The organism is Nocardia sp. NPDC003999 (assembly GCF_053604885.1).
The window spans coordinates 119,255-133,670 of the sequence record NZ_JBSGIB010000012.1 but is presented as its reverse complement, the minus strand read 5'-3'; the positions used below and the strand labels follow the sequence as shown (position 1 = coordinate 133,670).

The 14,416-nt window shown below is 70.7% G+C and carries 13 protein-coding genes; 9 read left to right on the top strand and 4 right to left on the bottom strand.

What is annotated here, in order from left to right; all coding sequences use genetic code 11:
- The first annotated feature begins 260 nt into the window (after positions 1–260).
- Positions 261–932: a TetR/AcrR family transcriptional regulator gene (locus ACWESM_RS23390; protein ID WP_364431939.1), complete on the top strand. Its 672-nt coding sequence runs from the start codon at positions 261–263 to the stop codon at positions 930–932.
- 43 nt (positions 933–975) lie between these two features.
- Positions 976–1,494, top strand: coding sequence for a GNAT family N-acetyltransferase (locus ACWESM_RS23385; RefSeq protein WP_364431942.1), 519 nt, complete (start codon positions 976–978; stop codon positions 1,492–1,494).
- A gap of 22 nt (positions 1,495–1,516) precedes the next feature.
- Here the strand turns inward: ACWESM_RS23385 and ACWESM_RS23380 are convergent, their stop codons facing one another.
- Together ACWESM_RS23380 and ACWESM_RS23375 are read right to left on the bottom strand one after the other, a co-directional pair.
- The gene (locus ACWESM_RS23380; RefSeq protein ID WP_452493659.1) at positions 1,517–3,058 is read right to left on the bottom strand and encodes a glycerol-3-phosphate dehydrogenase/oxidase; all 1,542 of its coding nucleotides are present in this window, start codon (positions 3,056–3,058) and stop codon (positions 1,517–1,519) included.
- Positions 3,059–3,100: 42 nt separating this feature from the next.
- Positions 3,101–3,736: a TetR/AcrR family transcriptional regulator gene (locus tag ACWESM_RS23375; RefSeq protein ID WP_364431948.1), complete on the bottom strand. Its 636-nt coding sequence runs from the start codon at positions 3,734–3,736 to the stop codon at positions 3,101–3,103.
- A 178-nt stretch (positions 3,737–3,914) separates the two neighbouring features.
- Between ACWESM_RS23375 and ACWESM_RS23370 the strand changes: the two genes are divergently transcribed.
- Complete coding sequence (locus tag ACWESM_RS23370; protein WP_364432099.1) at positions 3,915–5,492, top strand: FAD-binding oxidoreductase; 1,578 nt, start codon at positions 3,915–3,917, stop codon at positions 5,490–5,492.
- Complete coding sequence (locus ACWESM_RS23365; RefSeq protein WP_364431951.1) at positions 5,489–6,433, top strand: diacylglycerol kinase; 945 nt, start codon at positions 5,489–5,491, stop codon at positions 6,431–6,433. The genes ACWESM_RS23370 and ACWESM_RS23365 overlap by 4 nt, the downstream gene beginning before the upstream one ends.
- Before the next feature lie 27 nt (positions 6,434–6,460).
- On the opposite strand, the gene ACWESM_RS23360 is transcribed toward ACWESM_RS23365, so the two are convergent.
- Positions 6,461–7,159, bottom strand: a complete 699-nt coding sequence (locus ACWESM_RS23360) for an AAA family ATPase (RefSeq protein ID WP_452493656.1) — start codon at positions 7,157–7,159, stop codon at positions 6,461–6,463.
- Positions 7,160–7,281: 122 nt separating this feature from the next.
- On the bottom strand, positions 7,282–7,875 hold the full coding sequence (locus tag ACWESM_RS23355) for a helix-turn-helix domain-containing protein (RefSeq protein ID WP_355072278.1): 594 nt from the start codon (positions 7,873–7,875) through the stop codon (positions 7,282–7,284).
- 91 nt (positions 7,876–7,966) lie between these two features.
- Between ACWESM_RS23355 and ACWESM_RS23350 the strand changes: the two genes are divergently transcribed.
- The 5 genes from ACWESM_RS23350 (at position 7,967) to ndk (ending at position 14,403) form a co-directional block, all read left to right on the top strand.
- Complete coding sequence (locus ACWESM_RS23350) at positions 7,967–8,893, top strand: NAD(P)/FAD-dependent oxidoreductase (RefSeq protein ID WP_452493654.1); 927 nt, start codon at positions 7,967–7,969, stop codon at positions 8,891–8,893.
- Between the two features lie 300 nt (positions 8,894–9,193).
- Positions 9,194–11,872 (top strand): valine--tRNA ligase, encoded by a 2,679-nt coding sequence (locus tag ACWESM_RS23345; RefSeq protein WP_452493652.1) that lies wholly within the window; start codon positions 9,194–9,196, stop codon positions 11,870–11,872.
- 77 nt (positions 11,873–11,949) lie between these two features.
- A complete protein-coding gene (gene folC / locus ACWESM_RS23340; RefSeq protein ID WP_452493701.1) occupies positions 11,950–13,335 on the top strand; it encodes a bifunctional tetrahydrofolate synthase/dihydrofolate synthase in 1,386 nt (461 codons plus the stop codon).
- 106 nt (positions 13,336–13,441) lie between these two features.
- On the top strand, positions 13,442–13,858 hold the full coding sequence (locus tag ACWESM_RS23335; protein WP_355072284.1) for a DUF4233 domain-containing protein: 417 nt from the start codon (positions 13,442–13,444) through the stop codon (positions 13,856–13,858).
- 128 nt (positions 13,859–13,986) lie between these two features.
- A complete protein-coding gene (ndk, locus tag ACWESM_RS23330; protein ID WP_355072286.1) occupies positions 13,987–14,403 on the top strand; it encodes a nucleoside-diphosphate kinase in 417 nt (138 codons plus the stop codon).
- The last annotated feature ends 13 nt before the right edge of the window (positions 14,404–14,416 follow it).

Below are 14,416 nucleotides of genomic sequence, written 5' to 3'. Positions count from 1 at the left end.
CGCGCATCGCGAAGCGGACAGTGCGAACGTCTCGCCGTGTCATCGGATTCTCGAATCACGCTCTGTCGGGCGGGTTCTCGTGAGCGGTCGCCGCCAACCTTCGCAAAGGCTGTGAGCTGCATGTTGTGGTGTTTTCCGCAGCAAGCGGCGTTCGGCGGCCTGCTCCGTCCCGCCGGATCGGCCTCTTCGCGGCAGCTCCGGACGCGCATGGACTTGCGCCGCTCACCCGAACGGCGTTCGTCCCTCGTTATGCTCGGCTCATGAGCGCAGCAGCCGTCAGCCGCAGGGCCCGCCCGGCCAAAGCTCCGCTGAGCCGCGAGGTGATCGTCGAGACCGGCCTGCGCATCCTGGACCGGGATGGAGCGGCGGCGCTGACCATGCGCCGGGTCGCACAGGACTTGGACACCGGCGCCGCCTCGCTGTACGTATACGTCGCCAATCGCGACGATCTGATGGCCGCCATGCTCGACCATGTCCTCGGTTCCGTCCCCGAGCCCGCCGGGGCGAGCTGGCGCGAGCGGCTCACCGAGCTGGTCGATGCCACGGTGGCGGCGATGAGCAGGCACGAAGGGCTGGCGCTCGTCGCGCTCGGTGTGATTCCGAGCAGTCCGAACGCCCTGCGGCTGGTGGAGCTGATGCTCGGTGCGCTCACCGAGGCGGGACTGGACGAGCTGACCGCGTCGTGGGCGGTGGACCTGCTGTTCCTGCACATCACCGCGTCGGCGTCCGAACAGAGTGCGCACCGCATCGGGGGCGGCAGCGAGCAGGAGTACCTCGCCGCGATCGAGCGTCGCTTCGCCGAACTGCCCGCCGACCGCTATCCGACCGTCGTGGCCATGCGGGAGGCTCTGCTGGCGGGCGGCGGTGCGGCGCGCGCGGCCTGGGCCGTGCAAGTGCTGCTCAACGGCATCCTCGCCACGCGGGCGCAGTGAAATTCGCTGGCTCATGTCGTGGGGGCGGACCGACAATGGGCCGGTGATCCGACCCGCGACATTCCGAGACCTCCCCGTGCTCCAGGACATCGAGCGCGCGACGGGTGAGCCGTTCGCGCGAATCGGGATGACGACCGTGGCCGACGACGAACCGCCCTCGCTGGCGACTCTGCGACAGTTCCAGCAGGCCGGGCGGGCCTGGGTGTGGACCGACGACGACCTGCCGATCGGCTACCTCGTCGCAGCAGTGGTCGACGGGAACGCCCACATCGAGCAGGTCTCGGTGCGCCCGGATCACGCCCGGCGCCGGATCGGCAAGCGCTTGCTCGACCAGGCCGCCCGATGGGCCGCCGTCGCGGGCCTACCCGCGATGACGCTGACGACGTTCACCGAGGTGCCGTGGAACGGGCCGTATTACGAGCGGCTCGGCTTCCGGTACCTGTCGGCGGGGGAGGAGACGCCGGGGCTGGTCGCGCTGCGCGCCGCCGAGCAGGCCCACGGCCTCGACCGCTGGCCGCGCGCGTGCATGCGCGCGGAACTGTCCGCATGGTCGATGGACTGAGCCGCCCGGACGCGTCGTGCCGTCAGGCGAGGGCGCGTACGGCCGCGGGCGCCGCGGCGGCCCGATCTTCGGCGATCAGGCCGATGCGCGTGCGCCGATCCAGCAGGTCGTCGGCCTCCAGCGCGCCCTCGTGGGACACCGCGAACGCGAATTCGGCTCCGAGTACGTCGATTCCGGGCGCGACCGGCTCGGCGAGGGCAGGATCACGGCGCGCGGCGGCCAGCACGGCGTCCGCCTCACCGCCGTAGCGTTCGATCAGCACCGGCGGCGCGTCGATGCGGTCGCTCGCCGCTCCGGAGACCGCGCCTACCAGTGGTAGCCGCCGGGTGCGGCACGGTGCCGCGGCGAGACCGTTGTGCGTGACGGCGGCGTCGATCACGTCCTCGGCCATCTTGCGGTAGGTGGTGAGTTTGCCTCCCACGATGGTGACGATCCCGCTCGGGGAACGCAGCACCGCGTGTTTGCGCGAGATGTCGGCGGTGCTGTCGTCGGCGGTCTCCAGCAGTGGGCGCAACCCGGCGTAGGAGCCGCGAATATCGGCGCGGGTCAGCGGCTCGCGCAGGGCGGGATTGATGGTCTCGAGCAGGAAATCGATCTCGCCGTCGGTGGCCTTCGGCTCGTCGGGAACCGGGCCCGGCGCGTCCTCGTCGGTCAACCCCAGGTACACCCGGCCGTGCGCGGCGGGGAAGGCGAAGACGAAGCGGCCGATGCTGCCGGGCACCGGTACGGTGAGCGCCGCGGACAGGCCGCCGAAGGACGCGGCGGAGAACACCAGGTGGGTGCCGCGGCTCGGGCGCAGCCGGATGCTCGGATCCACCTGATCGGCCCAGACTCCGGTGGCGTTCACCACGGCGCGCGGCCGCACCGCCAGGGTCTCGCCGGTGCGTGTGTCACGCAGGGTCGCCGAATTCCCGGTCACGTCGATCGCTTCGACGCGGGTCAGAATGCGCGCGCCGTTGGCCGCCGCGGTGCGCGCCAGCGCGACGACCAAGCGCGCGTCGTCGACCAGCTGTCCGTCCCATGCCTGCAGCCCGCCGCGCAGGTCCGCGCGGCGCACGGTCGGTGCGAGCCGTACCGCCTCCGCGGCGGCGACGTGCCGGGACCGGGGCAGCAGCGCCGCGGGGGTGCCCGCACCACGCCGCAACAGATCACCCGCCAGGAAACCGGCGCGCACCAGTGCGGCTTGCGTCGTGCCGATATTCGGCAGCAGCGGGACCAGTTGGGGCAGCGGGCGCACCAGATGTGGCGCCGTGGTGCGCATGAGAATGCCGCGCTCCGAGGCGCTTTCGTGGGCGATGCCGACGCGGCCGCTCGCGAGATAGCGCAGGCCGCCGTGCACCAGCTTGGAACTCCAGCGGCTGGTGCCGAAGGCCAGGTCGTGGCGTTCCACCAGCACGGTGCTCAGCCCGCGGGCCGCGGCGTCCAGCGCCGCGCCCGCGCCGGTGACGCCACCGCCGATCACCAGCACGTCGACCTCGGCGCCGTCGCCGAGCCGCGACAGATCCGCCGCACGGCGGGCGGCGTTCAACGCGGAGTCCCCGGTGTGCCCCGGATCAGTGCTCATCACAATGCCTTTCGGTTACGGCGAGAAGGGTGCGAAGACGGCTCATCGCGCTTGTCTCCGGTCGGTGTCCTCGGTCGTCTCCCGGGCGTGGTCGTCCAGGTACCCGTCGATCGCGCGACGGAGTTCGGCGTCGAGATGCTCGCCCGCCAGCAGCGGCGCGACGGTGCCCGCCGATTGCACCGCGGATTGGGCGATCAGCAGCAGCATCGTGGCCATCCCTTCCGGGTCGCCCCCGCGGATGGAGCCGTCCCGCTGGCCGTCGCGGATACCCGCGGCGAACAGCTCGATCAGAGCGCGCTGGTTGCGCCCCAGCCTGCCGAAGACGTAGGTGAGCATCAGATCGGTGTCGGTACGGAAGATCTTGCCGAACAAGGGATTCGACCGGACCGTCGCCGCTCCCGCGACCACGCCCTCGACCAGCCTGACGCGCGCGCTGCCCGCCGACGGCATGGTCGCCGCCACGATCCCGCGCAGCTCGCGGACCAGCAGCTCGGCCACCAGCGCGCCGGTGTCCGGCCAGCGGCGGTAGACGGTCGGCCTGCTGACGCCCGCTCGCCGCGCCACTTCGGTGAGGGTGGTGCGGCGCACGCCGAATTCCTCCACGCACGCGCGAGCGGCGTCGAGGATCGCCAGGTCGGTCGCCGAGAGGCGCTCGGCGGAGTCGTCAGGAGCGGTCAAGGTGTCACCACCGGGGGTTGATCGGCCGACGGCTGGCGTCGACCAGGGGAATGGTCCGAACCTTCGTTACTGCTTGACAGTCTATGTCAAACTGTAACGCATGGTGGAGACACGGCAGCACTCCGCGGGCGATTCGGCTTCCGCGGCAAAGACCGGCGTGAGCGGGTCGGCGGCGAGTATGGTCTGGGATGCCTGGGGAATCCCGGCTGGGCACCAGCCACTTTCGGAGCGGATCCGTGGTCTGCTGACGCAGGTGTTCGGGGTGTCCGGCGATCCGGTGGCGCGCCGCGATGAGGGCGACGTGCCACTGCGCGAATCGGCGTTGACGCCCGCGCGGCGAGCCGGGTTGGTCGAGGTGGTCGGTTCCGGGAACGTGTCGGCCGACCACCGCGATCGGTTGCGACACGCAGGGGGGAAGAGCACACCCGATCTACTGCGCCGCCGGGCCGAGGGCCCGCAGGACGCGCCGGACGCCGTCGTCTTCCCCGCCGACCACGACGAGGTGCTCGCCGTGCTCGCCTACTGCGCGGCGAACGCCGTCGCGGTGGTGCCGTTCGGCGGCGGCACCAGCGTGGTCGGCGGCGTCGAACCCGTGCGCGGTCGCTTCGACGCCGTGATCGCCCTGGATCTGCGCAGGCTGGACACGATCACCGCGATCGATCCGATCAGCGGCACCGCCACACTGGGCGCGGGACTCACCGGCCCGCGCGCGGAGGAACTGCTCGGCGGGCACGGCTTCTCCCTCGGGCACTTCCCGCAGAGCTTCGAGTTCGCCACCATCGGCGGCTTCGCGGCGACGCGATCCTCTGGCCAGGCTTCGGCGGGCTACGGCCGTTTCGATGACATGGTGCAGCGGCTCGAGATCGCCACGCCCAGTGGCACGCTCGTCCTCGGGCGCGCCCCCGCCTCGGCGGCGGGGCCGGATCTGCGTGAGCTGTTCGTCGGATCGGAGGGCACGCTCGGCGTGATCACCGCGGTCACCTTGCGCGTGCACCCGGTCCCGGAAACCGTCGCCTATCAGGCGTGGTCGTTTCCCGATTTCGCGACCGGCGCCGCAGCGTTGCGCGCGGTGGTGCAGGAGGGTGCGGCGCCGACCGTGCTCCGGCTGTCCGACGAGGCGGAGACCGGGATCAACCTCGCCCGCTCCGGCGATATCGGCGGCAACCCGGTGGCCGGATGTCTGGCCGTCACCACCTACGAGGGCAGTGCCGCGCACGTCGCCGCGCGCAGCGCCGAAGCGGGTGCGCTGCTGGCCGCGGCGGGCGGCTCGGCCCTGGGCGAGGCAGCGGCCAGGGAATGGGAGCACGGTCGTTTCGCCGCGCCGTACCTGCGCGACGCGCTCCTGGATGTCGGGGTGCTCTGTGAAACGCTGGAAACCGCCACCACTTGGTCGAATCTGAGCGCGCTGAAGGAGAAGGTGACCGGGGCGCTGACCGATTCGCTCAGTGCGCAGGGGACGCCCCCGCTGGTCATGTGCCACATCTCGCACACCTACCCGACCGGTGCGTCGCTGTACTTCACCGTCGTCGCCAAGCAGTTGGACGACCCGCTGGCGCAGTGGCAGGCCGCCAAACGCGCCGCGGGCGACGCCATCGTCGCGGCGGGCGGCACCATCACCCACCACCACGCGGTGGGCACCGACCACCGCCCCTGGTTGCCGGACGAAGTGGGTGACCTCGGCGTGCGCGTCCTGCGCGCGGTGAAGGCCGAACTCGATCCGGCCGGCATCCTCAATCCGGGAAAGCTGGTGCCGTGACCGAATATTCGCCGGTACGCAAGGTCACCGTGGTGACCAACCCGCGGTCCGGGCACGGTAAGAGCGGCGCGGCGGCGAGCGCCGCGATCGCCCGTCTCCGCGCGGGCGGCGCCGAGGTCGCCGAGGTGTGCGCGCCCTCGGCCGCCGAAACGGTTCGGCAGGTGCGAGATGTCATCGCGGGCGACGCGCCGCCCGATGCCGTGGTCTGCGTCGGCGGCGACGGCTTGATCAACCTGACCCTTCAGGCCGTCGCGGAGACCGGCGTCCCGCTCGGCATGGTTCCCGCGGGCACCGGCAACGACCTGGCCAGGGAACTCGGTGTGCCGACCGACGACCCGCTCGCCGCCGCCGCGCTCGTGCTGCGCGGGCGGACCAGGACGATCGATCTCGGCCGGATCGAGTCGCCCGGCGCGCCGATGTGGTTCGCCACGGTGACCGGCACCGGATTCGACGCGCGAGTCACGCTGCGCGCCAATGAGATGCGCTGGCCGAAAGGCAGGCTGCGCTATACCGTCGCCGCGCTGGCCGAGATCTCCGGGCGCTTCACCGTTCCTTACCGCGTCGAGTTGGTGGACGCGGTGACCGACGGGCTCACCAACCCCGGCATGGGCTCGCTGCTGGAGACCGAGGCGGTCATGGTCGCGGTCGGCAACACCCGCACCTACGGCGGCGGCATGTTGATCTGCCCGGACGCGATCATGGACGACGGACTGCTCGACTTGACCGTGGTCGGCGCGCTGTCGCGGCGGGAGATGCTGCGCTTGCTGCCCGCGCTGTCGGCGGGGAAACGCCAGAATCACCCGGAGGTCAAGCAGTTCCGCGCCGCGGCCGTCACGTTGACCGCCGCGGGCGCGCCCGCCACGGCCGACGGCGAACCGGCGGGCACCCTGCCGCTCACCATCAGGGCCGTCCCGGCGGCACTGACCGTCCTGGTGCCCTGAGGCGCACCGAGGCGGCGGTTTCGCCGGTCAGGCGAAGGTCACGCACCCAAGGCGGTCGACGGCCGCGCGGTCGACGATGACGACCGACCGGGAACCGCGGGCCGCGGGTTCCGTCGCCACCACGCTCATCAATCGCCGCCAGCCGCGCACGTGCAGCCGGAAGGCCACGTGATTGATCCGTCGTCCGCGGCTGTGCTGGCCCGCCCTGGCCACCGGCGCGGGCACATCGAGCAGGAGCAGGTGCAATTCACGTCCCACCGCCCAGCGCGCGATCAGAACGCGCGCCCACCGGAAGGTGGCGCAGTCGTGGATGACGACCGGGCCGTCGACCTCACGCAGCGCGGCGCGAACAGCGACGAAGTGCGCCACGTGCACCACCGGACGCCACAGCAGGTAGGGCAGCCACCAGAGTCTGGGCCGCCAGCGATTGCGCGCCTGCATCGAGTCGAGCACCAGCACCCCGGCGGGACTGTGCGACGGTGCGGTGGCCGCCGCGTCGGCGCCGAAGAATTTGCGCAAGGCGGTGCTCTTACCCGCGCCGGGGACGCCCGCGACGATCAGCGCCGCCGCGGCGGGGTATCGAATCTCCGCGACCGCGCGACCGCGTAGATCGTGCAGCGCATCCGGGACCAGGATCGGCGGTCGCGGTTCGGGGGCGTGCCCGGGCACGGCTTCCAGCGGGGGGTTCACCTCTCCCAGCGTCCGCAGCCGAGACGGGTTCGGCATCCGGGAAAACCCCCGTTTTTCTTGGTGATTCGCCGAGTGAGATGCGCGTGGGGTGTTCACCCTTCCCAGAGTCCCGAGGTTTCGTCCTTTCGGCAATACTGGACATTTCGGACACTATCGGTTCATGTGGGTTTCCGGCCCGCCGACCGCGCGCGAAGATGCATTCGTTCACCCTGGGACCCGAAAAGGCTGAGAATTTCCACCGGTCCCCGGCCCGCGCTGCCGAACCAATGCGGTTGGCGGGTGTCGAATTCCGCGGCCTCGCCGGGGCCGAGCACCAGATCGTGTTCGCCCAGCACCAGCCGGAGTCGTCCGGACAGGACGTAGAGCCACTCGAAACCCTCGTGCACCTTCGGGTCGGGCTCACCACGCTCGGGCGGGATGATGATCTTGAACGCCTGCAACGGCCCCGGCTGCCGGGTCAGCGGAAGAATGCTGAGCCCGTTCATCTTCCGTGCCGTCGTGTGGACCCGAGGGTCGGCGATCCGCGGTGCGGCCACCAGTTCGTCCAACGGCACCTGGTGGGCCATCGCGATCGGCAGCAGCAGTTCCAGGCTGGCTTTTCGCTGGCCGGACTCGAGCCGCGACAGCGTGCTCTTGGAGATCCCGGTGCTTTCCGCCAGCGCGGTGAGCGTGACGTTGCGTCGAGTCCGCAGCGCTTTGAGTCGCGGACCGATGTCGGCGAGGGCTTGGGCGACGCCTGGTGGTGTGGACATGTCACCAGTGCACCGCGTCGTCCCGGATTTGGCAACAATAGTTGCTGATATGCGCCGAGCCACGGCACTGTGTCGGTGGAGGTGATCGCGGATGAGCGAGACATATGACGTGGTGATCGTGGGTGGCGGTGCGGCGGGGTTGTCCGCGGCGTTGGTCCTGGCCCGGGCGCGGCGGCGGGTCGCGGTGGTCGGAGGCGGCGCGCCGCGCAACGCGCCCGCCGAGCACATGCACGGGTTCCTGTCCCGGGACGGGATGCCACCCGCGCAGTTGCTGGCGGCCGGAGCCGAGGAGGCGGCGGGCTACGGCGCAAAGGTGATCTCCGATGTCGTCGTCGGCGCGGAACGGGTGGGTGAGTCGGAGTTCGTGCTGCGGCCGCGGGGCGGTGCGACGCTGCGGGCGCGCCGCCTGCTGGTCGCGACCGGGCTGCGCGACGAACTGCCGCGGCTGCCCGGAGTGCGCGAACGATGGGGGCGCGACGTGCTGCACTGCCCTTATTGCCACGGCTACGAGGTGCGTGACCAGCCGCTCGGCGCGCTCGGCGGGCGGGAACCCGGCGCATCGGCGCGGGCGGTGCACTTGGCCCTGCTGCTGCCGCAGTGGTCGGACGACGTCATTTTCTTCCCGAACACGATGCCACTGTCAGACGACGACCGCGCTCGCTTGGACGCGCGCGGCGTGCGGGTGCTCGACGGCGAGGTCGCCCGGTTCGTGGTGCAGGACCGGCTGCGCGGTGTGGAGCTGGCCGACGGGCGAGCGGTGCCGAGGACGGCGATGTTCGTCGCGCCGACCTTCCGCGCCAACGACGACGTGCTGGTGGCGCTCGGGTGTGCGTTCGACGACAGCGGCTGGGTGGTGACGGACGCCACCGGGCGCACCAGCGTGGCGGGCGTATGGGCCGCCGGTAATGTGAGCGATCCGGCTGCGCAGGTGATCTCCGCGGCGGGCGCGGGCTCGACCGCCGCGATCGCGATCAACGGCGACTTGGTGTCGGCCGACGTCACCGTGCCGGCCCGATAAGGGGAATATCCGGGGTAGAAAATGCCGGAAGCTGAGAATTGCTTATGGATTCCGAGTCCGGCCTCGGATCGCCGGTAAGCTACTGGCATAGGCGGAGTGTTCGGTGTCCCTCATCCACCGAAGACTCCGCCTTTCTTTGTCTCCGTCGCGAAATACCGCTCCGCGCGATTCGTCCGGAGCGCCCGCGGGCCGATATCCCGCCCGATTTCCACAGCGCTGCCGCCCGGCGGATCCGCGGGTAGCGGCGAGCCGGGTCGACCGACCCGAAGTCGGCGCGGCGACGCGCTCTAGAATCGCGGGGTGACCAGCGCAGCCCCTGACAACACGCGTAATCGTGCCGATGCCCTCCCCAAGAGCTGGACTCCCAGCGAGGTGGAGGCCGAGATGTACGAGCGCTGGGTAGCCGCTGGCTATTTCACCGCCGACACCGGCAGCGGCAAGCCGCCCTACTCGATCGTGCTGCCGCCGCCGAACGTCACCGGCACGCTGCACATGGGCCACGCGCTCGACCACACCCTGATGGACACGCTGTCGCGCCGCAAGCGGATGCAGGGGTACGAGGTGCTCTGGCTGCCCGGCATGGACCACGCGGGCATCGCCACCCAGACCGTGGTGGAGAAGCAGCTCGCGGTGGACGGCAAGACGAAGGAAGACTTCGGCCGCGAACTGTTCGTGCAGAAGGTCTGGGATTGGAAGCGGGAATCCGGCGGCGCCATCCAGTGGCAGATGCGCGCGCTCGGTGACGGCGTCGACTGGAGCCGGGACCGCTTCACGATGGACGAAGGCCTGTCGCGCGCCGTGCAGACGATGTTCAAGCGGCTCTACGACGCGGGCCTGATCTACCGCGCCGAGCGGCTGGTGAACTGGTCGCCCGAATTGCGCACCGCGATCTCCGACATCGAGGTCAAGTACGAGGACGTGGAAGGCGAGCTGGTCTCGCTGCGCTACGGCTCGCTCCGCGACGACGAACCGCACGTCGTCGTCGCCACCACCCGGGTGGAGACCATGCTCGGCGACACGGCGGTGGCCGTGCATCCGGAGGACCCGCGCTACCGGGCGCTGATCGGCACGACCCTGGAGCATCCGATCACCGGACGGCAGATCCCGATCATCGCCGACGACTACGTCGATCCCGAATTCGGCTCCGGCGCGGTGAAGATCACACCGGCGCACGACCCCAACGACTTCGAGATGGGTCTGCGGCACGCGCTGCCGATGCCGACGATCATGGACGAGCGCGGCCGGATCACCGGCACCGGAACCGAATTCGACGGCATGGACCGCTTCGAGGCCCGCGTCAAGGTGCGCGAGCGGCTCACGCGAGAAGGCCGCGTGGTCGCCGAGAAGCGGCCGTACCTGCACTCCGTGGGGCACTCCGAGCGCACCGGCGAGCCGATCGAGCCGCGCCTGTCCATGCAGTGGTGGGTGAAGGTCGAGTCGCTGGCCAAGGCCGCAGGCGACGCCGTGCGCAGCGGCGACACCGTGATCCACCCCAAGAGCCAGGAGCCGCGCTGGTTCGGCTGGGTCGACGACATGCACGACTGGTGCATCTCGCGTCAGCTGTGGTGGGGCCACCGCATCCCGATCTGGTACGGCCCCGAGGGCGAAGTGGTGTGCGTCGGGCCCGACGAGCAGGCGCCCGAGGGCTGGGTGCAGGACCCGGACGTCCTCGACACCTGGTTCTCCTCCGGCCTGTGGCCGTTCTCCACGATGGGCTGGCCGCACGCCACCGCCGAACTCGAGAAGTTCTATCCCACAAGCGTGCTCGTCACCGGCTACGACATCCTGTTCTTCTGGGTGGCGCGGATGATGATGTTCGGCACCTACGTCGCCGAGGACGCCGTGCTGACCACGGGCAAGGGCGGCGCGCGGCAGGTGCCGTTCAAGGACGTGTTCCTGCACGGCCTGATCCGCGACCAGTTCGGCAAGAAGATGTCCAAGTCGCGCGGCAACGGCATCGACCCGCTGGACTGGATCAACGCCTTCGGCGCCGACGCCACGCGCTTCACCCTCGCACGCGGCGCGCAGCCCGGCGGCGACCTCTCGGTCGGCGAGCCGCATGTGCTCGCCTCGCGCAGTTTCGTGACCAAGGTGTTCAATGCGACGAAGTTCGCGCTGATGAACGGCGCGCGGGTGGGCGACCTGCCCGATCGCGCACAGCTCACCGACGCCGATCGCTGGATCCTGGACCGGCTGGACGCGGTGCGCGCCGAAGCGGACGCCGCGTTCGACGCCTACGAGTTCGGCAAGGCGTGCGAGGCGCTCTACCACTTCGCCTGGGACGAGCTGTGCGACTGGTACCTCGAGCTGGCCAAGGTGCAGTTCGCCGCCGACGGCGCGCGGGCGGAAGCGACCCGGTTGGTGCTCGGTACCGTGCTCGACGCGGTGCTGCGCCTGCTGCACCCCGTCGTGCCGTTCGTCACCGAGGCGTTGTGGCAGGCGCTGACCGGCGGCGAGTCGATCGTGATCGCGCCGTGGCCGCAGGCCTCCGGGGTGCCCGTTGACCAGGAGGCGGCGCAACGTATCTCCGACACTCAGCGGTTGATCACGGAGATCCGGCGGTTCCGCAGCGACCAGGGCTTGGCGGACAAGCAGAAGGTCGCGGCCAAGCTGATCGGGGTCGGCGAGGCGGGGCTCGGCGAGCAGGCGGCGTCGGTCGCCAACCTGGCGCGGCTCACCGAGCCGGACGCGGGCTTCGCCGCGACCGCGTCGGTGGAGGTCCGCCTGAGCGCCGGGACGGTCACCGTGGAGCTGGACACCTCGGGCGCGGTCGACCTGGACGCCGAGCGCCGCAGGCTGGAGAAGGATCTGGCCGCCGCGCAGAAGGAACTCCATGGCACCGCCGCCAAGCTCGGCAACGAGGCGTTCTTGGCCAAGGCGCCCGACCACGTGGTCGAGAAGATCCGCGGCAGGCAGCAGGTCGCCGCGGACGAGGTGGCGCGCATCGGGGCCCGACTGGCGGAGTTGAGCGGCAAGTGAACCACGAGCCGGAACCGCAATACGGCGACGACGAGGGCCGTGGCGGCGGAGCGCGGCTCGGCTCCGGTCCGTCGCCGGTGGAACTGGCCGAGATGGCGCTGGTCGAGGCGGAACTCGACCAGCGCTGGCCGGAGACCAAGATCGAACCGTCGCTCACCAGGATCGCCACGCTGATGGATCTGCTCGGCTCGCCGCAGCAGAACTATCCGGCGATCCACATCGCGGGCACCAACGGCAAGACCTCGGTGACCAGGATGATCGACGCGCTGCTCACCGCACTGCATCGGCGCACCGGCCGGATCACCAGTCCGCATCTGCAGCTGGCCACCGAGCGGATCAGCATCGACAACGCGCCGATCACCCCGGCGAGGTATGTGGAGATCTATCGCGAACTGCTGCCGTTCGTCGAGATGATCGACAAGCAGTCGGCGGCCGCGGGCGGGCCCGCGATGAGCAAGTTCGAGGTGCTCACCGGCATGGCCTACGCCGCCTTCGCCGAGGCGCCGGTCGATGTCGCGGTCGTCGAGACGGGAATGGGCGGCACCTGGGACGCCACCAACGTCATCGACGGGCAGGTGGCGGTGATCACGCCGATCGGCCTGGACCACACCGATTACCTGGGTCCGGACCTGGCCTCGATCGCGGGGGAGAAGGCCGGGATCATCAAGCGCGCCCCGGAGAGCCTGGTGCCGCGCGACAACGTCGCGGTGATCGCGCAGCAGGAACCCGAGGCGATGGAGGTGCTGCTGCGCCGTGCCGTCGAGGTGGACGCCGCGGTCGCGCGCGAGGGCTCGGAGTTCCGCGTGCTCGCCCGGCAGATCGCGGTGGGCGGGCAGCAACTCGAGTTGCAGGGCCTGGGCGGGGTGTACGACGAGATCTTCCTGCCGTTGCACGGCGAGCATCAAGCGCGCAACGCGGTGCTCGCGCTCGCGGCGGTGGAGGCTTTCTTCGGTGCGGGCGCGCAGCGCAGGCTCGACATCGACGCCGTGCGCGCGGGCTTCGCGAGCGTCACCAGTCCCGGGCGGATGGAGCGGATGCGCAGCGCGCCCACCATCTTCATCGACGCCGCGCACAATCCGGCGGGCGCGCGGGCGCTGGCCGCGGCGCTGACCGACGAATTCGACTTCCGCAAGTTGGTCGGCGTGGTCGCGGTGCTCGGTGACAAGGACGCCGACGGCATCCTCACCGCGCTGGAGCCGGTGTTCGACGAGATCGTCGTCACCAGCAACGGGTCGCCCCGCGCGCTGGACGTGGAGACCCTCGCCGACCTCGCGGTCCAGCGGTTCGGCGACGAGCGCGTGGTATCCGCCGCCACCCTGCCCGACGCGCTGGAGACCGCGATCGCGATCGCCGAGGAAGTGGGCGACGCGGGCGAGATGGTGTCCGGCGCGGGAGTGATCATCACCGGATCGGTCGTCACGGCGGGCGCGGCTCGCGCGCTGTTCGGAAAGGACCCGGCGTGAGCGCCAGATGCGTGCACCGCCGCCCACTCGACCATCCTGGGACCGGGAACCACCGCATGGGCGCCGGTCACCGCACGAGCCCGGCGGATGCCGAGGAGGGCACAGCATGAGCGAACCGGCCGAACGAGACGAGCAGTCGGTGCCCGCGCCGGCGACCGACCCGTGGAAGGGCTTTCGTGGGGTGATGGCGGGCACGCTGGTGCTCGAGGCGATCGTGGTGTTGCTCGCGTTGCCGGTGGTTGCCGACGTCGGCGGCGGCGTGACCTGGTTGTCCGGCACCTATCTCGTGGTGCTCGCGGTGGTGATGTTCCTCGGGGCCGGGTTGCAGCGGCGGTCCTGGGCGCTGCCGTTCAACCTCGGGTTGCAGGTCCTGGTGCTGCTCGGCGCGTTCATCCATGTGTCCATCGGCGTCATCGGTGTGGTGTTCGCCGTGGTCTGGGGCTTCATCCTGGTGCTGCGCGCCGACGTGCGCGGCCGGATGGAGAAAGGGCTGCTGCCGAGCCAGCGCATCCAGCGGTCGTAGCCGCAGGGCCGCCAAGGACGCTGCCGGTCGCACTTTTTCCGGCGGAGGTCTCCCTGCCGAGCGCCCGGGAAGCCGATCAGCCGACCGCTGGTGCGGTGCCCGGAAGTATGCCGGATAGGCTGTGCGCCGTGACTGAGCAGACGTTGGTACTCATCAAGCCGGACGGTGTGGCCCGTGGCCTTGTCGGCGAGGTGCTGGCACGGATCGAGCGCAAGGGCCTGAAGATCGTCGCCCTGGAGCTGAAGCACGTGTCGGAGGAACTGGCCAAGGGCCACTACGCCGAGCACGCCGAGAAGCCGTTCTTCGGGTCCCTGATCGAGTTCATCACCTCGGGCCCGGTCGTCGCGGCCATCTTGGAGGGCCCGCGCGCCATCGCCGCGTTCCGCCAGATCGCCGGCGGCACCGACCCGGTCGAAAAGGCCGTGCCCGGCAGCATTCGCGGAGACTTCGCTCTGGAGACCCAGGAGAACCTGGTCCACGGCTCCGATTCACCCGAATCGGCCAAGCGGGAGATCGCCCTCTGGTTCCCCGAACTGCCCGCCTGACCGAGTCTCGATC